Source organism: Zhihengliuella halotolerans (assembly GCF_004217565.1).
Lineage (GTDB): Bacteria > Actinomycetota > Actinomycetes > Actinomycetales > Micrococcaceae > Zhihengliuella > Zhihengliuella halotolerans.
On sequence record NZ_SHLA01000001.1, the window covers coordinates 851,708 to 875,753 of the forward strand.

The 24,046-nt window shown below is 68.7% G+C and carries 19 protein-coding genes and 1 tRNA gene; 18 read left to right on the top strand and 2 right to left on the bottom strand.

Annotated elements, in window-relative coordinates:
- Window positions 1–14 precede the first annotated feature (14 nt).
- From hisG to EV380_RS03785, 3 genes are read left to right on the top strand one after another with little or no spacing between them, the layout of a single operon-like run.
- Window positions 15–863 carry an ATP phosphoribosyltransferase gene (hisG, locus tag EV380_RS03775; RefSeq protein ID WP_102158931.1) on the top strand — a complete coding sequence of 283 codons (849 nt, stop codon included), beginning with the start codon at window positions 15–17 and terminating at the stop codon, window positions 861–863.
- Between the two features lie 13 nt (window positions 864–876).
- Window positions 877–1,647 (top strand): imidazole glycerol phosphate synthase subunit HisF, encoded by a 771-nt coding sequence (hisF, locus tag EV380_RS03780; RefSeq protein WP_130449457.1) that lies wholly within the window; start codon window positions 877–879, stop codon window positions 1,645–1,647.
- A gap of 10 nt (window positions 1,648–1,657) precedes the next feature.
- Window positions 1,658–2,416, top strand: coding sequence for a GNAT family N-acetyltransferase (locus tag EV380_RS03785; RefSeq protein ID WP_479729368.1), 759 nt, complete (start codon window positions 1,658–1,660; stop codon window positions 2,414–2,416).
- Between the two features lie 10 nt (window positions 2,417–2,426).
- Here the strand turns inward: EV380_RS03785 and EV380_RS03790 are convergent, their stop codons facing one another.
- Complete coding sequence (locus EV380_RS03790; protein ID WP_130449461.1) at window positions 2,427–3,068, bottom strand: TIGR03085 family metal-binding protein; 642 nt, start codon at window positions 3,066–3,068, stop codon at window positions 2,427–2,429.
- 176 nt (window positions 3,069–3,244) lie between these two features.
- Here EV380_RS03790 and hisI point away from each other — a divergent pair, with 176 nt between their 5' ends.
- The 11 genes from hisI (at window position 3,245) to pyk (ending at window position 18,270) form a co-directional block, all read left to right on the top strand.
- Complete coding sequence (gene hisI, locus EV380_RS03795) at window positions 3,245–3,667, top strand: phosphoribosyl-AMP cyclohydrolase (RefSeq protein ID WP_130449463.1); 423 nt, start codon at window positions 3,245–3,247, stop codon at window positions 3,665–3,667.
- Complete coding sequence (locus EV380_RS03800) at window positions 3,664–5,235, top strand: anthranilate synthase component I (protein ID WP_130449465.1); 1,572 nt, start codon at window positions 3,664–3,666, stop codon at window positions 5,233–5,235. The genes hisI and EV380_RS03800 overlap by 4 nt, the downstream gene beginning before the upstream one ends.
- Window positions 5,232–5,807, top strand: a complete 576-nt coding sequence (locus EV380_RS03805) for a Trp biosynthesis-associated membrane protein (protein ID WP_102158925.1) — start codon at window positions 5,232–5,234, stop codon at window positions 5,805–5,807. The genes EV380_RS03800 and EV380_RS03805 overlap by 4 nt, the downstream gene beginning before the upstream one ends.
- Before the next feature lie 122 nt (window positions 5,808–5,929).
- Window positions 5,930–6,193 carry an HGxxPAAW family protein gene (locus EV380_RS03810; RefSeq protein ID WP_102158924.1) on the top strand — a complete coding sequence of 88 codons (264 nt, stop codon included), beginning with the start codon at window positions 5,930–5,932 and terminating at the stop codon, window positions 6,191–6,193.
- Window positions 6,194–6,195: 2 nt separating this feature from the next.
- Window positions 6,196–7,035: an indole-3-glycerol phosphate synthase TrpC gene (gene trpC, locus EV380_RS03815; protein ID WP_180967324.1), complete on the top strand. Its 840-nt coding sequence runs from the start codon at window positions 6,196–6,198 to the stop codon at window positions 7,033–7,035.
- A gap of 63 nt (window positions 7,036–7,098) precedes the next feature.
- On the top strand, window positions 7,099–8,391 hold the full coding sequence (gene trpB / locus EV380_RS03820) for a tryptophan synthase subunit beta (protein ID WP_130449467.1): 1,293 nt from the start codon (window positions 7,099–7,101) through the stop codon (window positions 8,389–8,391).
- Window positions 8,391–9,209: a tryptophan synthase subunit alpha gene (gene trpA, locus EV380_RS03825; RefSeq protein WP_130449469.1), complete on the top strand. Its 819-nt coding sequence runs from the start codon at window positions 8,391–8,393 to the stop codon at window positions 9,207–9,209. Before trpB ends, trpA begins: the two co-directional genes overlap by 1 nt.
- A gap of 5 nt (window positions 9,210–9,214) precedes the next feature.
- Window positions 9,215–10,270, top strand: coding sequence for a prolipoprotein diacylglyceryl transferase (gene lgt / locus EV380_RS03830; protein WP_130449471.1), 1,056 nt, complete (start codon window positions 9,215–9,217; stop codon window positions 10,268–10,270).
- A 332-nt stretch (window positions 10,271–10,602) separates the two neighbouring features.
- The gene (gene gltB, locus EV380_RS03835; RefSeq protein WP_130449473.1) at window positions 10,603–15,213 is read left to right on the top strand and encodes a glutamate synthase large subunit; all 4,611 of its coding nucleotides are present in this window, start codon (window positions 10,603–10,605) and stop codon (window positions 15,211–15,213) included.
- Entirely contained in the window at window positions 15,206–16,663 is a 1,458-nt protein-coding gene (locus EV380_RS03840) for a glutamate synthase subunit beta (RefSeq protein WP_102158919.1), read from the top strand. Before gltB ends, EV380_RS03840 begins: the two co-directional genes overlap by 8 nt.
- A 65-nt stretch (window positions 16,664–16,728) precedes the next feature.
- Window positions 16,729–18,270, top strand: a complete 1,542-nt coding sequence (pyk, locus tag EV380_RS03845) for a pyruvate kinase (RefSeq protein ID WP_102158918.1) — start codon at window positions 16,729–16,731, stop codon at window positions 18,268–18,270.
- A 112-nt stretch (window positions 18,271–18,382) separates the two neighbouring features.
- Here pyk and EV380_RS03850 read toward each other — a convergent pair whose 3' ends face one another.
- The gene (locus EV380_RS03850) at window positions 18,383–18,985 is read right to left on the bottom strand and encodes an ANTAR domain-containing response regulator (protein ID WP_102157486.1); all 603 of its coding nucleotides are present in this window, start codon (window positions 18,983–18,985) and stop codon (window positions 18,383–18,385) included.
- Between the two features lie 136 nt (window positions 18,986–19,121).
- Here EV380_RS03850 and EV380_RS03855 point away from each other — a divergent pair.
- From EV380_RS03855 to EV380_RS03870, 4 genes are all read left to right on the top strand, one after another.
- Window positions 19,122–19,203: transfer RNA gene (locus EV380_RS03855), tRNA-Leu, on the top strand.
- Between the two features lie 97 nt (window positions 19,204–19,300).
- A complete protein-coding gene (locus tag EV380_RS03860) occupies window positions 19,301–19,864 on the top strand; it encodes a dihydrofolate reductase family protein (RefSeq protein ID WP_102157487.1) in 564 nt (187 codons plus the stop codon).
- A gap of 147 nt (window positions 19,865–20,011) precedes the next feature.
- Window positions 20,012–22,639 carry a DNA polymerase I gene (gene polA, locus EV380_RS03865; RefSeq protein ID WP_130452083.1) on the top strand — a complete coding sequence of 876 codons (2,628 nt, stop codon included), beginning with the start codon at window positions 20,012–20,014 and terminating at the stop codon, window positions 22,637–22,639.
- 32 nt (window positions 22,640–22,671) lie between these two features.
- Complete coding sequence (locus EV380_RS03870) at window positions 22,672–23,973, top strand: GNAT family N-acetyltransferase (RefSeq protein WP_130449475.1); 1,302 nt, start codon at window positions 22,672–22,674, stop codon at window positions 23,971–23,973.
- Window positions 23,974–24,046 lie beyond the last annotated feature (73 nt).

Here is a 24,046-nt window from a genome sequence, read left to right on the forward strand (position 1 = left end):
GAAAGTTCTACAACATGTTGCGAGTAGCAGTGCCCAACAAGGGCGCCCTGTCCGAAGCCGCCACCTCCATGCTCAGCGAGGCCGGCTATATCCAGCGCCGCGATCGGCGCGAGCTGGCGATCGTCGACAGCGACAACGACATCGAATTCTTCTACCTGCGCCCGCGCGACATCGCCGTGTACGTGGGCCGGGGCATCCTCGACGTCGGCATCACCGGCCGGGACCTGTTCCTGGACGCCGAGGTCGACGGCGACGCCACCGAGGTTCTGCCGCTGGGCCTTGGCAATTCCACGTTCCGTTTCGCCGGCCCCGTCGGGCACTTCTCTTCCGAGGCGGAGCTCGAGGGCAAGCGCATCGCGACGAGCTACGACGGCCTGCTGCGCGGCTACCTCGCCGACCGCGGCATCGACGCCGAGGTCGTGCGCCTCGACGGCGCCGTCGAGTCCTCGGTCCGCCTCGGCGTCGCTGATGCGATCGCCGACGTCGTCGAGACCGGCAACACGCTCAAGGCCGCCGGGATGGAAACCTTCGGCGAGCCGATCCTGGCCTCCGAGGCCGTGCTGATCGGCCGCTCGGGGGAGAAGCCCGCCGGGCTCGAGGTCCTCAAGCGCCGCCTCAACAGCGTGCTCGTGGCGAGCCGCTACGTCATGCTCGACTACGACATCTCCCGCGACCTCGTTGACCAGGCCTGCGCCGTGAGCCCGGGCCTCGAGTCGCCGACGGTCTCGCCGCTGCAGCACTCGGACTGGGTGGCCGTGCGGTCGATGGTCAAGAAGAGCGAGACCAACACCATGATGGACGAGCTCTACGATCTGGGCGCGCGCGCGATTCTGGTGAGCCAGATCCACGCTTGCCGCATCTAGGGCGGGGCGAGCGATGACTGTTGCCATCCGAGTGATCCCGTGTCTTGACGTCGACGCCGGGCGCGTCGTCAAGGGCGTCAACTTCGAGGGCCTGCGCGATGCCGGAGACCCCGTCGAGCTGGCCAAGCGCTACAACGCGGCCGGCGCCGACGAGCTGACGTTCCTCGACGTGACCGCGTCCTCGAGCGACCGCGAGACGACGTTCGACGTCGTCAGGCAGACCGCCGAGGAGGTCTTCATCCCGTTGACCGTCGGCGGCGGCGTCCGCACAGCCGACGATGTGGATCGGCTGCTGCGCTCCGGCGCGGACAAAGCCTCGATCAATACCGCCGCGGTCAACCGCCCGGAGGTCATCAGCGAGATCACGGACCGGTTCGGGTCCCAGGTGTTGGTGCTCTCGCTCGACGCGCGCCGCACCGACGATCCCGCGCTGGCCTCCGGCTTCGAGGTCACGACGCACGGCGGGCGCACCGGCACCGGCATCGACGCCGTCGCCTGGGCCGCGGAGGCGGCCGAGCGCGGTGTCGGTGAGATCTTGCTGAACTCGATCGACGCCGACGGCACCAAGGCCGGATTCGACCTGGAGATGATCCGGGCCGTTCGCGCGGCGGTCAAGGTGCCGCTCATCGCCTCGGGAGGCGCCGGCGGGCCCGAGCATTTCCCGCCGGCCATCGAGGCCGGCGCGGACGCCGTGCTGGCCGCCTCGATCTTCCACTTCGGGCCGGTCGACATGATCGCCCGGGTCAAGCAGGCGATCCGGGAGGCCGGTTTCCCTGTTCGCTGATCCACGTTTCCTGAACGACCTGATGGACGCCGGCTGGCCGGCCGTCGAACGCGGCGAGATCGCCGGGTGGCGGCTGCGCTTCTCCGGCGGGGTCACTCAGCGGGCGAACTCGGTCCTGCCGGTGCGCGCGCCAGCGGACGTCCAGGGCGCCATCACCGAGGTCGAGGAACGGCATTCGGCGCGGTGGATCACCCCGGCCTTTCAGATCAACGATGCGGCGGAGCCTGCGGAGCTGGACTCCCTGCTGGCCGAGCGCGGTTATGCCGTGGGCTCGCCGACGCTCGTGCAGGTCCTGCACGGAAGCGACCTCCCGGATGCCGGCGCGGAATCCGACGCCGGGGTCGACGTGGCCGCCGAGCCCGACGAGGACTGGCTGGAGCTGTTCTGGTCGCAGGAGGGCCCGGAGAGCGCCGCCGACCGGCGCGTCTCGAAGTTCATCCTCACCGGCGTCCAGGCTCGCTACTTCTCCCTGCGTGTGAACGGCCGGACGGAGGCCATCGCGCGGCTCGCGCTCGTGGCGGCCGAGGACGAGGGGGAGCCGGGTGTCTACGGGGGCCTCTACTGCGTCGTGACCCGACCCGAGGCGCGCCGCAACGGCCACTCGCGGCGGATCATGCGGGCCGTGCTGCGTACTGCTTCGCTCGAATCCGTGGCGGGAGTGTGGTTGCAGGTGCGCGAATCGAACATCGGCGCCATCCAGCTCTACCACGAGCTGGGGTTCGCGACCGCGTCGTCGTACTACTACCGGAGCCTGAAGGCCCGCGACTGACGCGCCGACCTCAGTGGCTGGCCGGTGCTTCGGCGAGCAGCGCGAGGGCGTCGTCGGCGCCTTCCAGCGTGACGAGCGCGTGACTGCGTCGTCCCGATCCGAACATGAGCAGTTCCGCCGGCTCACCCGTGATGGCGACCGACGTCGCGGCCTTCTTGGCCACATAGCGCTTGCCATCCGGGCGGACCAAGATGACCCCGACGTCGGCTCCGCGGAACAACAGCGACGAGACCCGGGTCAGCGCCGACCACAGGCGCTCGGAGTACTCGCGATCCAGCACGCGCGGAGCCCAGGTGTCGTGGGCGCGGCGGACGTCCTCGGTGTGAACGAAGAATTCGGTGAGATTCGCGGCACGCTCGACGGGGCCGATGGCGAACGGGGAGAAGCTGCTCGGTCCCGCGGCGAACCGCGCAACGAGCCGCCGGTAGCCCGGGATGCTCCGGGCCTCGTCGGCCCACTTGTGCAGCAGGCGCTGCATCGGCTTCTCGAGCGGTCCGCCCGCGATGCCGGCTGCCAGTGGGTGATGCTCGCGCAGGACGAGGTGCGCGGCGAGGTGCCGGCACTCCCATCCATCGCACAACGTTTCGGCCGAGGGACCTGCGGCCAGCAGGGTCTCGGCTAGCATCTCGCGCGAAGGTGGAACGAATCTCATCAACTCGAAAGTAACACGACCGGCGCGCCGGATCAGGGTGGCGCGTGCAGTATCTCGTAACGATTTGATCGCCCTTGAGGTCCCCTTGACGAAGCGGCGGGTCGGGGGTGTGTCGCGACGACCCGGAGGGTCACCGGGTGCGGCGTTGCGGCGCGGGAGCACTAGACTGGCATGCGATGTCCGCGAACCGTGAAAACACCCCCGAAAAGACCGCCGGCCGCATCGTCGGAAACCTCGACCCCGCCATCGCAGCGCGCCTGAAGCAGGACGACGACGGCCTCGTCGCCGCCGTCGTGCAGCAGTTCGACACGCGCGAGGTGCTCATGCTGGGCTGGATGGACGAGGAGGCGCTGCACCGGAGCCTGACGACCGGGCGCGTGACCTTCTGGTCCCGGTCCCGCGCCGAGTACTGGCGCAAGGGCGACACCTCGGGGCACATCCAGATCGTCAAGGGCGTGAGCCTCGACTGCGATGGAGACGCGCTGCTAGTGCTGGTCGATCAGATCGGCGCCGCCTGCCACACCGGCTCGGCGACGTGCTTCACGGGCCGGGATTTGGGCGCCGTCGTGGGCGAGAAGCCGGAAGGGGAGAAAGCATGAGCGGCAACGTCCGCGGGCTCGGCGTGATCAGCCCGAGCAAGGAGGAGTTCCGCGAGCTGGCCGGTGGCCGCCGCGTCGTCCCCGTGACCCTGAAGGTCCTGGCCGACGGGCTGACTCCGATCTCGATCTACGTTCGGCTGGCGGATGGCCGGCCCGGCACGTTCCTCATGGAGTCGGCGGCGGCCGGCGGCGTGTGGAGCCGGCACTCCTTCATCGGCGTGCGCTCGCCCGCGACGCTGACCGCGCGCGACGGCGCCGCGCACTGGACCGGCGACGTGCCCGTCGGCCTGCCCGCTGAGGGGCTCGCCGTCGACGTCCTGCGGGACACGGTCGCGGCGCTGCGCACCGAGCCGCTGCCCGGCATGCCGCCGCTGACGAGCGGCATGGTCGGCTTCGTCGGCTGGGACTGCGTCCGCCACTGGGAGAAGCTGCCGAACCCGCCGGCGGACGACCTGCATCTGCCGGAGCTGGCGATGAACCTCGTCGGCGACATGGCCGTGCACGACAACACGGACAGCACGGTCACGCTCATCGCCAACGCGATCAACCACGATGGCGCGGACACCGGCGTCGACGAGGCGTACGACGCCGCCGTCGCGCGCCTCGAGGACATGCTCGCGGCCCTGAACGAGCCGGTGGCCACGGCGACCTCGACGTTCTCGGGGGCCGACGTCGACACCGGTGAGCTCATGCGCGCCGTGACCCACAGCTGGGACGAGGACTCCTACCGCCAGGCGATCCTGCGGGGCAAGGAGGCGATCGTGGACGGCGAGGTCTTCCAGGTCGTCGTCTCGCGCCGGTTCGAGCTGGCCACCGACGCCGACCCGCTGGACGTCTACCGGGTGCTGCGCACGACCAACCCGAGCCCCTACATGTATCTCTACACGATGGCGGACGACGACGGCGGCACGTACTCGATCGTCGGCTCCTCACCCGAGGCGCTCGTCACAGTCGACGACCGCGACGTGGTGACGCACCCGATTGCGGGATCCCGCCCGCGGGGGGCCACGCACGAGGACGACGCGCTGATGGAGAAGGATCTGCTCGCGGACGAGAAGGAGCGGGCCGAGCACCTGATGCTCGTCGACCTCTCGCGCAACGACCTCTCCAAGGTCTGCGACGCCGGCACGGTCGATGTCACCCAGTTCATGGAGGTCGAGCGCTTCAGCCACATCATGCACCTGGTCAGCAACGTCGTCGGGCATCTGCGCGACGACGCCACCGCCTACGACGTGCTGGCCGCGACCTTCCCCGCCGGCACGCTCTCGGGGGCGCCGAAGCCGCGAGCCCTGCAGCTGCTCGACGAGCTCGAGCCGCACCGGCGCGGCGTGTACGGGGGAGTCGTCGGGTACCTCGACTTCGCCGGCGACATGGACATGGCGATCGCGATCCGCTCCGCGCTGCTCAAGGGCGGCAAGGCCTACGTGCAGGCCGGTGGAGGTATCGTGAACGACTCGGAGCTCGACGCGGAGGCGCTCGAAACGGTCAACAAATCCGCCGCCCCGCTGCGCGCCGTCTGGGCGGCCGGGACCATGGCCGCCCACCGCCAGGCCGGGGCCGGCGCATGATGTCGCGGCGTACGAGCGTGCTCGTCGCGCTGGCCGGCGCGCTGCTGGCCCTGCTGGCCGTGACGCGCACCTGGGTCACCGTCACTCCGGCGGAGTCGGCGATCGTGCAGGGTGTCGTCGTGGTGCCCGGCTCGGAGGCGGCGACGAGCGTCTCCGCACTGGCGATCGTCGCGCTGGCGGCCGGCATCAGCCTCTCGATCGCCGGCCGCGTTGCCCGCTACGTCGTCGCCGCTGTGCTCGTGGCCGCCGGTGTCGGCATCGGGTTCGCGTCGGCTTCCGTGCTCGGCAATCCCGAAACGGCCGCTGCCGGCATGGTCGGCGAGGCCGCCGGCACCGCGCAGATCCTCGCCGACTACACGACTTCGCTCTGGCCGTTCGTCGGGATCGCCGCGGGCGTTTGGACCGCCGCGGCCGGGGTCGTCGTCGCGGTCGGGGCGCGGCGTTGGGCGGAGAGCCGGAAATACGCGGCGGCGGGGGAGCAGGCCGCGGCGCCCCGTGCCGGCGACGATTCGGCGGTCGACGAAATCGACGGCTGGGACCGGCTTTCACGCGGCGAGGACCCCACGCGCTGAGCGTGGAGTCCCGGACGCGCGAGAGGTCACCGAGGACGCGAAACGCGGCGATCAGTGGCAGAATGGACGTAGTTCTACACAGGGGCGAAATCGCGCCCGTACCCACAAGGAGTAACGCGAACATGGCTGACGCCACTACTGAGAGCACGCACGCCGTCGACCCGATGCACTCGGAGCAGCCGGGACACGGCAACAGCATCGCAGCGTGGGCCATGGTGGCCGTCATGCTGCTGGGCTTCCTCGTGGGCTGCATCGGCTTCACGATCCCGAACATCCCGGTCCTCGTGGTCGGCATCGTCATCATCCCCCTCGGCCTGATTCTCGGCTGGGTCCTGAAGAAGGCAGGCTTCGGCGTCGGCGGCGCCAAGTCCAAGGGCTCGCACTGATCGTGAGCGTTCTCGACGACATCATCGAAGGGGTCCGCGAGGACCTCGAGGTTCGTCGTGCCCTGCTCGACGACGCCGGCATCGCGGCCGCGGCGGCCGCCGCACCGCCCGCGCGCGACGCGTTCGCCGCCCTCGGCGGGGTGCGCGACGGCTCTCCCGCCGAGCGGGACACGCGCCTGCGGGTGATCTCCGAGGTCAAGCGAAAGAGCCCCTCCAAGGGCGCGCTGGCCGATATCCCCGAGCCGTCCGAGCTCGCCCGCCAGTACGAGGCGGGGGGTGCCTCGGTGATCTCCGTCCTGACGGAGCAGCGGCGTTTCGGCGGCTCGCTCGAGGACTTCGACGCTGTCCGCGCGGCCGTCGAGCTGCCCCTGCTGCGCAAGGACTTCACGGTCGAGGCGTACCAGATCCACGAGGCCCGGGCGCACGGCGCGGACCTCGTGCTCCTCATCGTGGCCGCCCTGAGCGACGCGCAGCTGGCCGAGTTCCTCGCGCTCACGCGCGAGCTCGGGATGGAGGCGCTCGTCGAGGCGCACACGGAAGATGAGATCGACCGCGCGGTCGCCGTCGGCGCGCGGATCATCGGCGTCAACGTGCGCAACCTGAAGACGCTCGAGATCGATCGGGGCACGTTCGGCCGCCTGGCCGATCGAATCCCCGCCGACGCCGTCGTCGTCGCCGAGTCCGGTGTCCGCAGCGTCGAGGACGTCGTCGGCTACGCCGCCGACGGTGCCGACGCCATCCTCGTCGGCGAGGCCCTCGTGAAGGACGCCAGCCCGCGCCAGGCGATCGCGTCCTTCGTCGAGCAGGGCAGCGCCGCGAAGCCCGAGCGCGTCCGGGCCTGAGCCCGCGTCGCGAAACGACATCACGCCATCCCACTCGCTGGATCTAAGTAAGGTAGGCACACCGTGAGCGATTCCGCGCACGTCCCCGCAGGAGACGACCCGGTCGGGGCATTCCTGAACGATAGCCCGAGCCTGCGCGACGCGCCGGGCCCGTACTTCGGTGATTTCGGCGGGCGCTGGATGCCCGAGTCGCTCATCGCCGCGCTCGACGAGCTGACCGACACCTTCGAGGCCGCCAAGAACGATCCGGAATTCATCGCGGAGGTTCTCGAGCTCAACCGGAACTACTCCGGCCGGCCGTCCCTGCTGACTGAGGCCAAGCGGTTCAGCGAGCATGCCGGCGGGGCGCGGATCTTCCTCAAACGCGAGGACCTGAACCACACGGGCAGCCACAAGATCAACAACGTTCTGGGCCAGGCTCTGCTGACCAAGCGGATGGGCAAGACCCGCATCATCGCGGAGACCGGCGCTGGCCAGCACGGCGTCGCCTCCGCGACGGCGGCGGCCCTGCTGGGCCTCGAGTGCGTCGTCTACATGGGTGCTGAGGACACACGCCGGCAGTCGCTGAACGTCGCCCGGATGCGCCTGCTCGGTGCCGAGGTGATCCCGGTCGAGGCCGGCTCGCAGACGCTCAAGGACGCCATCAACGAGGCCCTGCGCGACTGGGTCGCCAACGTGGACTCGACCCACTACCTGCTCGGCACAGCCGCCGGAGCCCACCCGTTCCCAGCGCTCGTACGCTACTTCCACCAGGTCATCGGGGACGAGGCGCGCGAGCAGATCCTGGAGCAGACGGGACGCCTGCCGGACGCCGTCTGCGCCTGCATCGGCGGCGGCTCGAACGCCATCGGCATCTTCCACGGCTTCCTCGACGACCGCGAGGTCGAGCTCTACGGCTTCGAGGCCGGCGGCGACGGCGTCGACACTCCCCGTCACGCGGCCACGATCACGCTGGGTCGGCCGGGTGTGCTGCACGGGGCGAAGAGCTACCTGATGCAGGACGAGGACGGACAGACGATCGAGTCCCACTCGATCTCCGCGGGACTCGACTACCCCGGCGTCGGGCCCGAGCACTCCTACCTGCACAGCATCGGCCGCGCCACCTACGAGCCGATCACCGATGCCGAGGCGATGGACGCTTTCAAGCTGCTCTGCCGCACTGAGGGCATCATCCCCGCTATCGAATCCTCCCACGCCCTGGCCGGGGCCCTGAAGGTCGGCCGCCGCAAGATCGACGCGGGCGCCGACCCGGCCGACGTCGTCATCATCGCGAACCTCTCCGGCCGCGGCGACAAGGACGTCGGCACGGCTGCCGAATGGTTCAACTACCTCGACGCCGAAGGGCAGGGCGAATAATGACGACCGACACCCCGATCAATCACGTCGTGCCGACTGAGAGCAAGGCCGCCGCGGCGATCGAGAAGGCACGCGCCGAAGGTCGACCGGCCCTGATTTGCTACCTGCCCGCCGGATTCCCGGACGCGCAGACCACGATCGACGCCGCCGTGGCCATGGCCGAGAACGGCGCGGACGTCATCGAGCTGGGGATCCCGTACTCCGACCCGGTCATGGACGGCCAGGTCATCCAGGCCGCCACGGTGCAGGCTCTCGAGGGTGGCTTCAAGGTCGCCCAGATTTTCGACATCGTGCGCGGAATCACGGAGCGCTGCGACGCCGCCGTGCTCGTGATGACCTATTGGAACCCGGTCATGCGACTGGGCGTGGCGGAGTTCTCGCGCCGTCTCGCCGAAGCCGGCGGCGCCGGACTCATCACCCCGGACCTCGTGCCGGACGAGGCCGCCGAGTGGTTCGCCGCGTCCGACGCCCACGGTCTGGACCGGGTGTTCCTCGTCGCCCCGAGCTCGACGCCGAAGCGCCTCGCCGAGGCCGTCGAGGCCAGCCGCGGCTTCGTGTACTGCGTCTCGATCATGGGCGTCACCGGCGCCCGGACCTCGGTGGCAGCGACCGCCGAAGGCGTCGTGGCTGCCGCCCACGCCGCCGGCGCCGAGCGCGCCTGCGTCGGGCTGGGCGTCTCGAACCGCTCCCACGTGGAGGAGATCGGATCATATGCCGACGGTGTGATCGTCGGCACCGCGCTCGTCGCCGCCCTGCGCGACGGCGGCGTTGAAGCCGTTGCCGACCTGACCGCGCGTCTCAGCGGCCGAAAGGACTAGTCCCGATGACACTTCCCGCGTCGATCCCGAGCCCGCCGGCCGAATGGTCCAGCATCAGCCTGGGCCCACTGACCATCCACGCCTACGCGCTGTGCATCCTCGCGGGAATCGTCGTGGCCATGTGGCTGACGAACCGCCGCTGGCGCGCCAGGGGCGGGCCCGAGGGTGTCGTCTGGGACATCTGCATCTGGGCGATCCCGTTCGGCATCATCGGCGGGCGGCTCTACCACATCTTCTCCTCGCCGGACGCGTACTTCGGGCCCGGCTTCGACGGTACGGGAGACCTGAGCCTGACCTGGCAGATCTGGCGCGGCGGGCTCGGCATCTGGGGCGCCGTCGCCCTGGGTCTCGTCGGCGCCTGGATCGCGTGCCGGCGCTACGGCGTGCGCCTGTCGGCTTTCGCCGACGCGGCCGCCCCCGGCGTCCTGCTCGCCCAGGCCATCGGACGTCTCGGAAACTGGTTCAACCAGGAGCTCTTCGGCGCGCCGACGACTCTGCCCTGGGGCCTCGAGATTGACGCGTCAAGCCCGACCTTCCCGCCCGGCGTGGCCGAGGGGACCCTCTTCCACCCCACGTTCCTCTACGAGCTCGTCTGGAACGTCCTCGGCGTGCTGCTGCTGTTGGCCCTGGACCGGAAGTTCAAGTTCCGCCGCGGCGCCATGATGTGGCTCTACATCCTCGTCTACACGTTGGGCCGTGTCTGGATCGAGATGCTCCGCATCGACGATGCCGAGATGATCACGCTTTTCGGCGTCGAGCAGCGACTCAACGTCTGGACCAGCATCCTCCTCATCGTCATCGCCGCCGCAGCGTTCGTGATGACGATCGTCGCCTCGCGCGGCCGCCCCGATCCGGGCGTGTACCTGACGGGACGCGGCGCGGAGGCGCTCGGGTCCGGAGACGAGCCGTCGGCCCAGGGGGAGGGCGCCGATCTGACTGGCAAGGACGCACCCGACTCGGTCGTCTCGCCGGCCTCTGCGGGTACCGCGGACGGGGCTGCAGCGCCGAATGAGACCGACCATGATCGCGGAAATCGCAACGGGACAGCAACCGGAGCGTAAAGATCGCGCCTTGCTCTGTGGCCCGCGGCACGGGCAGTGCTAGTCTCACCGTACTTGTGTGATGTGGTCCGAGCCCGATCAATGCTCGGACCCGCGCCGATCTGCCGGCACGCGGGATGACTAGAATTTCGCGATGGCCTGATGCCACGACGATGTGGTTCTCCTCATCCATGGAGAGATGATGTCGAGTCCGGACACGCGCGCCGGAGCCGAATCCCAAGTCGAGCTGCCCCACGGCAGCCACCCGTTCATCCACCGGGGCCAACGCCGTCCCCTCCGCACCTAGCACCGATGGTTCGTGGTGCGCACTCTCGTTCCGGAGAAAGGACAGTATGACTCAGACAGGAACCCCGATCGCAGGTCTCGATCACGAGGCCGAGGTCGCCGTGTCGCCTTTCACGCGATTTGCGCAGATCCCCGAAGCCATCGGCGCCTACAACCCCGAGACGGAAAAAGACGCGTGCGGCCTGGCCGTCATCGCTTCCATGCGTGGCGAGCCCAGCCACGACATCGTCGACCACGCACTGACCGCCCTGCGCAACCTCGAGCACCGCGGTGCCGTGGGCGCTGACGAGGGAACGGGCGACGGTGCCGGCCTGCTGACGCAGATCCCGGACGAGTTCTTCCGCGCGGTCGTCGATTTCGAACTTCCGGCCGCCGGCGCGTACGCCGTCGGCACGGCCTTCCTTCCCGACATCGTCGCGGAAGAGCAGACGGCCCGCGAGGGCCTCGAGGACCTCGCCGAGCAGGAGCGGCTGACAGTCCTCGGCTGGCGCGAGGTTCCGATCGAGGAATCCATCGTCGGCGCTGCCGCCCGCGCCTGCATGCCCAAGTTCGTCCAGCTCTTCCTCGCCACCGAGGAGGGCACCGAGGAGTCGCTGGCCTCGCTCGACGCCCGCGCCTTCCGCGTTCGCAAACGCGCCCAGAACAAGTACGGCGTCTACTTCCCCTCGCTCTCGTCGAAGACCATCGTCTACAAGGGCATGCTGACGACCGCCCAGCTTGAGCCGTTCTTCCCGGATCTCTCGGACGAGCGGTTCAAGACGAAGCTCGGTATCGTTCACTCGCGCTTCTCGACCAACACGTTCCCGTCGTGGCCGCTGGCGCAGCCATTCCGAACCATCGCGCACAACGGCGAGATCAACACCGTCAAGGGCAACCGCAACTGGATGCGCGCCCGGCAGTCCCAGCTGGCCGGCGATGTGCTCGGTGAGGTCCCCGAGGAGCTCTTCCCGATCTGCACGCCCGGTGCGTCCGACTCCGCGTCCTTCGACGAGGTGGCCGAGCTGCTCATGCTCTCGGGCCGCCCGATCACGCACGCCGTGATGATGATGGTTCCGGAGGCGTGGGAGAACCACGAGACGATGGACCCGGCCCGCCGCGCGTTCTATGAGTACCACTCCATGCTGATGGAGCCGTGGGATGGGCCCGCGGCCGTCTCGTTCACGGACGGCAAGCAGGTCGGGGCGGTGCTCGACCGCAACGGTCTGCGTCCGGCCCGCTACTGGGTGACCGACGACGGGCTCGTGGTCCTGGCCTCGGAGGTCGGCGTCGTCGAGCTGGAGCAGAAGACGATCGTCGCCAAGGGGCGCGTCTCCCCGGGCAAGATGTTCCTGGTCGACACCGAGGCCGGCCGTATCATCGACGACAGCGAGATCAAGGCCGAGATCGCCCGCGCCGAGCCGTGGGGTGACTGGGTCAAGCAGAACCTCGTCAACCTCTCGGACCTGCCGGAGCGCGAGCACGTCGTGCACAACACGGCCTCCATCCAGCTGCGCCAGAAGACTTTCGGCTACACCGAGGAGGAGCTGCGCATCCTGCTCAACCCCATGGCGAAGAATGGCGCCGAGCCGCTCGGTGCCATGGGCTCCGACACCCCGATCGCCGTCCTGGGCAAGCGTCCGCGGCTCCTGTTCGACTACTTCTCGCAATCGTTCGCGCAGGTCACCAACCCGCCGCTGGACGCGATCCGCGAAGAACTCGTGACCAGCATGAAGTCCTCGATCGGCCCGGACGGGAACCTGCTCTCCCTCGAACAGGTCCGCGAGCCGCAGATCGCCTTGGACTTCCCGGTTATTACGAACGACGAACTGGCCAAGGTCGCGAACATCCGCGACGAGAGCGGTGCCAAGTCGGCTTTGAAGGTGCGCGGACTGTACCGTCCGGCCGGCGGGGCCGACGAGCTCAAGCAGCGCCTGCAGGAGATCTGCGAAAAGGTCTCGGCGGCGATCAACCGCGGTGTGAAGTACGTGGTGCTCTCGGACCGTGATTCCAACGCCCAGTGGGCTCCCATCCCGTCGCTACTGCTGACCAGCGCCGTGCACCACCACCTGCTCAAGAGCGCGAACCGTACCAAGGCGTCTCTGATCGTCGAAGCCGGCGACGTGCGCGAAGTGCATCACATCGCCGTGCTCATCGGCTACGGCGCGTCCGCCATCAACCCGTATCTCGCCCTCGAGACGGTCGAGGAGATGGCCCGCCACGGCGAGCTTGGGGACGTCGCTCCGGAGGCCGCCCACTCGAACCTGATCAAGGCGCTCGGCAAGGGCGTCCTGAAGATCATGTCCAAGATGGGCATCTCCACGGTGTCCTCGTACTGCGGCGCCCAGACGTTCGAGGCCCTGGGTCTCTCGCAGCAGTTCGTCGACGCGTACTTCACCGGCACCCACTCGCAGATGAGCGGTGTCGGCATCGACGTCATCGCTGCCGAGGCAGCTGCCCGCCACGCGTCGGCCTACCCGCACGACGGCAACCAGGAGCCGCACCGCCGACTCGATGTCGGCGGCGAGTACCAGTGGCGCCGCGAGGGCCCGCCGCACCTGTTCAACCCGGAGACGGTCTTCCGCCTCCAGCACGCGACGCGCGAGCGCCGCTACGACATCTTCAAGGCGTACACCAAGGGCGTCGACGATCAGGCCCGCGAGCTGATGACGCTGCGCGGTCTGCTGGACTTCCGCTTCTCCGAGCGGACGCCCGTGCCGCTGGAGGAGGTCGAGCCCGTTTCGGACATCGTCAAGCGCTTCTCCACCGGCGCGATGAGCTACGGCTCGATCTCGCAGGAGGCGCACGAGACCCTCGCGATCGCGATGAACCGTCTGGGCGGCAAGTCCAACACCGGTGAGGGCGGCGAGGACATCGAGCGGCTCATGGATCCGGAGCGCCGCAGCGCGGTCAAGCAGATCGCCTCGGGGCGGTTCGGCGTCACGAGCCAGTACCTGACGAACGCCGACGACATCCAGATCAAGATGGCCCAGGGCGCCAAGCCCGGCGAGGGCGGCCAGCTGATGGGGCAGAAGGTGTACCCGTGGGTCGCCCGGACGCGACACTCGACGCCGGGTGTACCGCTGGTCTCGCCGCCGCCGCACCACGACATCTACTCGATCGAGGACCTCGCGCAGCTCATCTACGATGCGAAGCGCTCCAACCCCCAGGCGCGCGTGCACGTCAAGCTCGTCTCCGAGGTCGGCGTCGGCACCGTCGCCGCCGGTGTGACCAAGGCGAAGGCCGACGTCGTGCTGGTCTCCGGGCACGACGGCGGCACGGGCGCCTCGCCGCTGAACTCCCTCAAGCACGCCGGTGCCCCGTGGGAGCTCGGCCTCGCCGAGGCCCAGCAGACATTGCGCCTGAACAACCTGCGCGACCGCGTGGTGGTGCAGGTCGACGGCCAGCTCAAGACCGGCCGCGACGTCATCATCGCCGCCCTACTGGGTGCCGAGGAATACGGCTTCGCGACGGCCCCGCTCGTCGTCACGGGTTGCATCATGATGCGCGTCTGCCACCTCGACACGTGCCCCGTCGGCGTCGCGACCCAGAACCCCGAGCTGCGCAAGCGCTACACGGGCCAGGCCGAGTTCGTCGTGAACTTCTTCGAGTTCCTGGCCGAGGAGGTGCGCGAGATCCTCGCCGAGCTCGGATTCCGCAGCCTCGAGGAGGCCATCGGGCACGCCGAGCTGCTGCACAAGAACGCGGCGATCGACCACTGGAAGACCGAAGGGCTGGACCTCAGCCCGATCTTCGAGACGTACGAGGACGTGAACTCGCCGGTGCGCAACCTGCACGGGCAGAACCACGAGCTCGACAAGCACTTCGACAACAAGCTCATCGAGCTCAGTGCCGACGCGCTCGAGAGGCGCCAGCCGGTGCGCATCAGCCTCGACGTCATCAACACGGACCGCTCCGTGGGGACGATGCTGGGCAACAAGGTCACCAAGACCTTCGGCATCGAGGAACTCGCGACGGACACGATCGACATCACGCTCAAGGGCCAGGCGGGCCAGTCGCTCGGCGCCTTCATGCCGGCCGGCATCACCCTGCGGCTCTTCGGCGACTCGAACGACTACGTCGGCAAGGGCCTCTCGGGCGGCCGGATCATCGTCCGCCCGGACCGGGAAGCCGGCTTCCTCGCCGAGGACAACGTCATCGCCGGAAACGTCATCGGCTACGGCGCGACGAGCGGCGAGATCATGCTGCGCGGCGCCGTCGGCGAACGCTTCCTCGTCCGCAACTCCGGCGCGACCGCCGTCGTCGAAGGCATCGGCGACCACGGCTGCGAATACATGACCGGCGGCGTGGCCCTGATCCTCGGGAGCACGGGGCGCAACTTCGGCGCCGGCATGTCCGGCGGCGTGGCCTACGTGCTCGACCTCGACCGGAAGAAGATCAACAAGGACGCCCTCGCGAACGAGGACCTGATCCTTCGCGCGGTCCCGACCGAGGAAAGCGACGGGCTGCGCGAGCTGCTCGTCCGCCACGCTGAGGAGACCGGCTCGGCGCTGGCGGCGAAGCTGCTCGTCGACTTCCAGGACACTCTGGCCCGCATCACGCAGGTCATGCCGCGCAACTTCGAAGCGGTACTCGAAACTCGCGCCACCGCAGTGGCGGAAGGACTTGACCCGGACGGCGACGTCGTCTGGAATCGGATTTTGGAGGCTACCCGTGGCTGATCCCCGTGGATTTCTGAAGGTACGCGAACGTCAGACCCAGCCGCGGCGCCCCGTGCCGGTGCGTCTCATGGACTGGAAAGAGGTCTACGAGCGCCAGCAGGCCGGCACGCTGCACGATCAGGCCTCGCGCTGTATGGACTGCGGCATCCCGTTCTGCCACCAGGGCTGCCCGCTGGGCAACCTGATCCCGGAGTGGAACGACCTCGTCTACCGTGGCCGGATGGAAGAGGCCTCGGAGCGGCTGCATGCGACGAACAACTTCCCGGAGTTCACCGGCCGGCTGTGCCCGGCGCCGTGCGAATCCTCGTGCGTTCTCGGCATCAACCAGCCGGCGGTGACGATCAAGCAGATGGAAGCCGAGATCGCCGACCAGGCGTTCGACGACGACAACGTCGAGCCGATCCTGCCGCAGCGCCACACGGACCAGACGGTTGCCGTCATCGGCTCGGGGCCGGCCGGACTGGCCACGGCACAGCAGCTCACCCGAGCGGGCCACACCGTCGCGGTCTACGAGCGCGACGACGCCGTCGGCGGCCTGTTGCGCTACGGCATTCCTGACTTCAAGATGGACAAGGCCATCCTCGATCGCCGGCTCGAGCAGATGCGCGCCGAGGGGACCCGGTTCCGCACGAACGTCGCGGTCGGCAAGGACATCTCGTGGGATCAGCTGCGTCGTCGATACGACGCCGTCGTCGTCGCCACCGGGTCGACCGTCCCGCGCGACCTGCCGATCCCGGGCCGCGAGCTCGACGGCGTGCACTTCGCGATGGACTACCTGACCCAGTCCAACCGCGCGGTCGCCGGTGAGGAAGTGGCCGACCAGATCCACGCCAAGGGCAAGCACGTCGTGATCCTCGGCGGCGGCGATACCGGCGCCGACTGCATCGGCACCTCGCACCGCCACGGAGCCGCGTCGGTCACCACGCTCGCCATCGGCAAGGAGCCGCCGCTGGAACGCCCCGGGCACCAGCCGTGGCCGATGATGCCGACCTTGTTCGAGGTCCAGTCGGCCCACGAGGAGGGTGGCGATCGAACCTACCTCGCGTCTACGGTAGAGTTTGTTGGAGAAGGTGGCCGTGTGACGGGAGTCACGGTGGCCGAGACGGAATTCGTCGATGGCAAGCGCCTCCCCAAAGCGGGTACCGAGCGGACGATCAAAGCGGATCTCGTACTCCTGGCTCTGGGTTTCACCGGCCCTGAGCCCGCGGGTCTGCAGCAGCAGGCCGGCACCGAGTTTGATGACCGGGGCAATGTGGCCCGTGACGGTTACTACATGACCAACACGCCCGGCGTGTTCGCAGCCGGCGACGCCGGCCGCGGGCAGTCGCTGATCGTGTGGGCCATCGCTGAGGGGCGCGCATGCGCCGCCGCGGTGGACAAGTACCTGATGGGCGAGACCCGATTGCCTGCCCCCGTGGCACCGACGGATCGCGCCATTTCAATGCTCTGACAGGAGCCTCTGCATCCGCAGGAGTCCCAGTCGTGAACGAATGAGAAGAGGCGGTTAGTCGACGTATGCGACGCGCAAAAATTGTGGCAACATTTGGTCCCGCAATCGGCACCTACGACAAGGTAGTGCAGATCCTCCAGGCAGGCGTGGACGTCGCCCGGCTGAACATGAGCCACGGAGAGCACTCCACCCACGCTGAGAACCTCGCGAACGTGCGCCAGGCCTCGGCCGAGCTCGAGCGTCCCGTCGGCGTCTTCGCCGACCTGCAGGGGCCCAAGATCCGTTTGGGTCGCTTCTCGGACGGCCCGCACATGCTGGCCGTCGGTGACACCTTCACCATCACGATCGAGGACATCGAGGGCACCAAGGACATCTGCTCGACGACGTTCAAGGGGCTGCCGGGTGACGTCAATGTCGGCGACCGCCTCCTGATCAACGACGGACGCGTGGCCCTCAAGGCGACCGCGGTCGACGACGTCAAGGTCGTCACCGAGGTTGTCGTCGGCGGCGAGGTCTCCAACAACAAGGGCATCAACCTTCCCGGTGTCGCCGTCAACGTCCCCGCCCTGAGCGAAAAGGACGAGGACGACCTGCGTTGGGCGATCCGCGCCGACGTCGACATGGTTGCGTTGTCGTTCGTGCGTAACGCCGCCGACATCGACCGCGTGCACGAGATCATGGACGAGGAGGGTCGCCGGCTCCCGGTGATCGCCAAGATCGAGAAGCCGCAGGCCGTCGACTGCCTCGAGGAGATCATCGACGCGTTCGACGCGATCATGGTCGCCCGTGGCGACCTCGGCGTCGAGCTACCGATCGAAGAAGTCCCGCTCGTGCAGAAGCGTGCCGTCGAACTGGCCCGCCGCTGGGCGAAGCCGGTCATCGTGGCCACCCAGGTGCTCGAGTCGATGATCGAGAATCCGCTCCCGACGCGCGCCGAGGCCTCCGACTGCGCCAACGCCGTCCTCGACGGTGCCGACGCGGTCATGCTCTCCGGCGAGACGAGCGTCGGGGCGTACCCGATCAAGACCGTCGAGACCATGTCGCGCATCATCGAGAACACGGAGGAGCACGGCCTGCGCCGGATCCCACCGCTGGGCTCGCGTCCGCGCACGCGCGGCGGAGCGATCACGCGTGCCGCCGTCGAGGTCGCCGACCAGCTGGATGCGAAGTACATCGTCGCGTTCACGCAGTCCGGTGATTCCGCGCGTCGTCTCTCGCGACTGCGCCCGAAGCAGCCGATCATGGCCTTCACGCCGCTTAAGCACACGTTCAGCATCATGTCGCTGTACTGGGGCGTCCAGCCCCGCGTGGTGGCCTACGCCGACCACACCGACAAGATGACCGCCCAGGTGGACAAGTCGCTGCAGCTCGAGGGGCTGGCGAACGTCGGCGACCTGGTCTGCATCGCGGCCGGTTCCCCTCCCGGCACCGCCGGGTCGACCAACTCCCTGCGCGTGCACCGCGTGGGCGACGTCGCCGACGCCGGTGAGCTGCTCGACGGTCACGAGCCGCCGGCGCGTGAGAAGGTCGGTCCGTGGCGCACTCGCGAGGAGGCGCTCGACGATCTGGTCACCCACATGCGGGGCGACCACCGGTACGACGACTAGCCGTCGCTTTCCGTGACGCCGAGAGGCGGGTCCCTTGGGGCCCGCCTCTCGGCGTTAAAAGCGACCGGCCGCCCCCAGCGGGTGCTGGGGACGGCCGGTCGATGAAGGTCCGCTACTTGACCTGAGCCAGGATCGTCTCGGCGACCTCGCGCATGCTCAGTCGGCGGTCCATCGACGTCTTCTGGATCCAGCGGAACGCCTCGGGCTCCGTCAGGCCCATCTTCGTGGTCAGGACGCTCTTGGCGCGCTCGACGAGCTTGCGGGTCTCGAACTGCTCCTGCAGGGTTCCGACCTCACTCTCGAGGGCGATGATCTCGTCGTGACGGGCCGCCGCGAGCTCGATCGCGGGGATCAGGTCGGAGGGGGTGAACGGCTTGACGACGTACGCCATGGCACCGGCCTCCCGGGCCCTCTCGACGAGCTCCTTCTGGCTGAACGCGGTCAGCAGGACGACGGGGGCGATGCGCTCCTTGACGATGGCCTCGGCGGCCGTGATGCCGTCCATGACCGGCATCTTCACGTCCATGAGGATCAGGTCCGGCTTGTGCTCGCGGGCCAGCTCGACCGCCTTCTCGCCGTTGTCGGCTTCGGCGACGACGTCGTAGCCCTCGCCCCTGAGGATCTCGACGATATCGAGCCGAATCAGGGTCTCGTCTTCGGCGACGATGACGCGCCGCGCGGGCGTCGTCGATTCATCTGCAGCGGCTTCAGACATGGGTGGTCCTCCTGTGTGCCCGGTGGGCGTTGGTGGCAAACGACGATTCTGCCCACAAGCCTATCGTCATGTAGATTAGTTTTCCGCAACAGCGTCGGGCAGAAGGACCTTCGAGTCCGCTGCGCGACGACTTTGCGCCCGAGTGGCGGAATTGGCAGACGCACCGCACTCAAAATGCGGCGGGTAAAACCGTGTGGGTTCGAGTCCCACCTCGGGCACGTTCAGCCTCCTGCTCCGGAACTCCGGAGCGGGAGGTTTTCGCATGTGCGGGCAAGGGGCGTGCTGCCATTCATCTCCGTGGCCTAGGCTGGCCCCATGACTCGTATGCGCTACTACGTCGCTGCCTCCGTCGACGGCTACATCGCCGACGAGCAGGAGGGGCTGGACTGGTTGACCCCGTTCGATTCGACGCCCGGCATCGAGGAGGCGATCGGCGACTTCATGGAGCAGATCGGGGCGATCGCCATGGGTGCCGACACGTACGCGTGGCTCGTCGCCCACAGCCCGGGGGAGTGGCCCTACGGTTCCATCCCGACGTGGGTCTTCACGCACCGCGAGTTGCAGGCGGTGCCCGACGCCGACATCACCTTCGTGCGCGGCGAGCCCGCCGAGTGGGTCCAGGACATCAAGGATGCCGCTGGTGGCAAGGACGCCTGGGTGCTCGGCGGCGGATCGCTGGCGGGCCAGCTCATCGAGAGCGGCCACCTTGACGAGCTCATTCTCACCACCGTGCCCGTCATCCTCGGCGGTGGGCGCCGCCTCTTCGCGACCCGCGGATCCGTCGCGCTCTCGCTCACGAACCGCCGCGCGTTCGCGGACGGCGTCGTGGAGGACACGTACGACGTCGTCAAGCCCCGCACCAAACCGCGGCGGCACTGAGCCGGCACGGGTCGCGCACCCCTTTTCGCCGGCGTCGTCCCGTAGGGTAGTCGAGTGAGCAGCTCAGCCCAGAACTCGAATGTCAAAGCATCCTCCGCAGCCGAAGGCGACGCCCCACAGCGCCTTCTGGTCATCGACGGCCACTCGATGGCGTTTCGCGCGTTCTACGCGCTGCCGGCGGAGAACTTCGCCACGGACACCGGCCAGCACACGAATGCCGTCTATGGATTCGTCTCGATGCTGATCCGCATGATTGCGGACCAGCGGCCCACCCACGTGGCCGTCGCCTTCGATCTCGACACACCGACGTTCCGTTCGGAGGAGTACGCGGAGTACAAGGGTGGGCGCAACAAGACGCCCGAGGAGTTCTACGGGCAGATCGACCTCATCCAGAAGGTCATGGAGGCGATGAACATCCCGCATCTGAGCCTGGACGGCTACGAGGCGGACGACATCATTGCGACGCTCGCCGCCCGTGGCGAGGACGCCGGTGCCGAGGTGCTGGTGGTCTCCGGCGACCGCGACGCGTTCCAGCTCATCAACGAGAAGACGCACGTGCTCTACCCGAAGAAGGGCGTCTCCGACATCCCGCCGATGGATGCCGCGGCGGTCGAGCAGAAGTACTTCGTGCGCCCGGAGCGCTATTCGGATCTCGCCGCCCTCGTCGGCGAAACGGCGGACAACCTTCCGGGCGTGCCCGGTGTGGGGCCGAAGACCGCGGCCAAGTGGTTGAACCTCTATGGCGACCTGGAGGGGATCTTCGCGAACATCGACGCGATCAAGGGCAAAGTCGGCGAGTCGCTGCGCGCCCACGTCGAGGACGTCAAGCGCAATCGCAAGCTGAACCACCTGCTGCGTGATCTCGATCTTCCCGTGGACTTCGCGGCCCTGACCCTGGACCGGCCCGACCGGGACGCCGTTGAGGAGCTCTTCGATGCGCTGCAGTTCAACACGCTGCGCAAGCGCCTCTTCGACCTCTTCGGCGAGGAGGAGGAACCGGTCGAGGAGGAGCCGATGCCCGAGCCGGAGCACCTGGACTCCGCCGCCGGCGTCGAATCCTGGTTCGCGGCCCGGGCCGGGCAGACCTTCGGCCTGCACCTCGCGACCGCCGAAGCGGCGGGAGCAGCGCACGACGTCGTCGGGCTGGCTTTCGCGTCCGACGACGCGACCGCCTACCTGGACCTGGTGCACGCGGACCAGGCCACCGAGGCGGCCGTCGTCGCCGTGCTCGGTGAGGCCGGGGTATCCAAGACTGTGCACGACTTCAAACGGGCCTACAAGCTGCTCGCGGAGCGCGGGATCGACCTGGTAGGCGTCGTCGACGACACCATGATCTCCGCCTACCTGATCCAGCCGGATCGCCGCAGCCACGAACTCGGCGACATAGCGCAGTTCCACTTGCGTGTGACCCTCGAAGCGGGTGAGTCCGCGGACAACGGCCAGCTGTCCCTGGGCCTCGACGACGACGTGTCGGCCTCGGCCGTGCGAGCGGCGTGGATCGTGCGGAAGCTGACCCTGCACCTGGCGGGCCAAGTCCTCGAGCGTGGTGCCAGCGGATTGCTGACGGAGATGGAGCTGCCGCTCGCCGTCACGCTGGCGCACATGGAGCGCACGGGCATCGCCGTCGACGGGGCGAAGCTGGACGAGCTCCTCGGCGACTTCACCAAGACCATCGAGGCGGCGACCAAGGAGGCCTACGACTCGATCGGCCACGAGGTCAACCTCAGCTCGCCGAAGCAGCTTCAGGGCGTCCTCTTCGATGAGCTGGAACTGCCCAAGACCAAGAAGATCAAGACCGGCTACACGACCGACGCCGACTCGCTGCAGGACCTGCTGATCAAGACGCAGCACCCGTTCCTCGTTGCCCTGATGGCCTACCGGGACGCGACGAAACTGAAGCAGACGGTCGAGGGCCTGCGCAAGGCCGTGGGCGAGGACGGCCGGATCCACACGACGTACGCGCAGACCGTCGCGGCCACCGGGCGCCTCTCGTCGCTGAACCCGAACCTGCAGAACATCCCCGTCCGCAGCGAAGAGGGCCGCCGGATCCGGGGCGTCTTCGTCGTCGGCGAGGGGTACGAGACCCTGCTGACCGCCGACTACTCGCAGATCGAGATGCGCATCATGGCGCACCTCTCGGGCGACGAGGGTCTGATCCAGGCCTACCGCGACGGTGAGGACCTGCACCGCTTCGTCGGCTCCCACGTGTTCGACGTCGACCCTGAGGACGTCACCGGCGAGATGCGCTCCAAGGTCAAGGCCATGTCCTACGGCCTCGCCTACGGGCTGAGCTCCTTCGGGCTCTCCAAACAGCTGAAGATCTCGGTCGACGAGGCCCGGACCCTCATGAAGGACTACTTCGCCCGTTTCGGGGCCGTGCGCGAGTACCTGCGCGGCGTCGTCCTCCAGGCGCGTGAGGACGGGTACACGGAGACGATCGAGGGGCGCCGGCGCTACCTGCCGGATCTCTCCAGCGACAACCGGCAGCTGCGCGACATGGCCGAACGCGCCGCGCTCAATGCCCCTATCCAGGGCTCGGCCGCGGACATCATCAAGCGGGCGATGCTCGGGGTGCAGGCGGGCATTCAGGAGGCCGGGCTGGCCTCGCGCATGCTGCTCCAGGTGCACGATGAACTCGTGTTCGAGGTCGCCGAGGGCGAACTCGAGGCGCTCGAGGTGCTTGTGCGGGAGCGCATGGGTTCGGCCGCGGAGCTCGCGGTCCCGCTCGACGTCCAGGTCGGGATCGGCCGCAGCTGGCACGACGCCGGCCACTAGAGTCCGGCGCTGCGCGCCGAGGAAAGGAACACATGGAGGAGCTTCGGTTCGAGCGGTTCACAGTCGATGCCGCGGACGATCTTGATGCGCGCGCGGCGGACTGGATCCGCGCGTGCGAGCAAGGGTTTTACGGCCAGGATCCGGACGAGGCGTCGATCGGCCGCTCGCTCGAGTCGAAACGCGCGCGCGGGTCGGTGCTCACCGGCGTGTACGACGACGCCCAGGCGCCGCCGTCGTTGACCGCGGTCTGGCCGGTGGCGACCTTCGAGGAGTTCGCGGGCGAGATCACTCTGGCCCCCGGACGAAGCCTGCCGGCGCACCTGATCTCCGGCGTCACGGTGCGGGCCACGCACCGGCGACGGGGAATCCTGCGGCGCATGATGACCGAATCCCTGGACCGGGCGCAACAGGCCGGGCGCCCCATCGCGGCCCTGACAGTCTCCGAGGGCAGCATCTACGGCCGGTTCGGTTTCTCGCCGGCGGCGTTTGCGCAGACCGTGCGCGTGGCCGTGCGCGACGGCCTCGGCCTGCGGGCCGACGTGCGCCGCACGCTCGAATCCTCGGGCCTCCGCGTCGTTGCCGTGCACCCGCGCGACATGGAGGCGATCCACGACGCCGTCGTCGTATCCTTCCACTCGGCGACGCCGGGATCCATCGACCGGCTCTACGGGGACCGGCAGCGGGTCACCGGCCGCTGGGGCGGAGACGAGGGAGGCCCGGTCAAGGATCTGCGCGCCTACGCGTGCCTCGCGGGCGACGGGACGCCGCTCGGTTTCGCCACGGCGAAGTTCTCCGGCTGGAAGGACGACCCGCGGCGGCTGGAGATCACGGATCTGATGGCCGCTGACCCCAAGGCCGAGCTGGCTCTGTGGGAGCACCTGGGCGCCCATGACCTCGTGGGCGAGCTGACGTGGGGCGGGGCGCGCACCGACGATGCGCTGTCCTGGGCGCTGGCCAACCCGCGGGACCTCCGGACGGAGAAACGCACGGACTCGCTCTGGGTGCGCGTGCTCGATGTGCCGGCGGTGCTGGAGGCCCGCTCGTACGCGGGCCAGGGCACGTTCCGAATCGAGGTTTCAGACCCTCAGGGCCGGATCGAAGGCGCGTGGCGCGTCGACGTTGCCGATGGCGCAGCGGCGGTCCGCGCCGACGAGGCGCCCGCTCCGGACACCGTGTCCACCGACGCCGAGACGCTGGCCTCGCTGGTGACCGGTGCCATCGAGCCCTGGCAGGCCGCGGGCCTCGGCCGCCTCCGCGGCGACGAGACGGTGCTGGAGCTGGTCCGAGCGCTCTGGACCAACGAGGTCCGGCCGCTCTCGGCAACGTTCTTCTGACCTCGCGGAGGCGGGGAATCCGCTTTGACCGCCTACCGGCTGAGCGTTAGACTGATCGGGCATGTCTTCAATC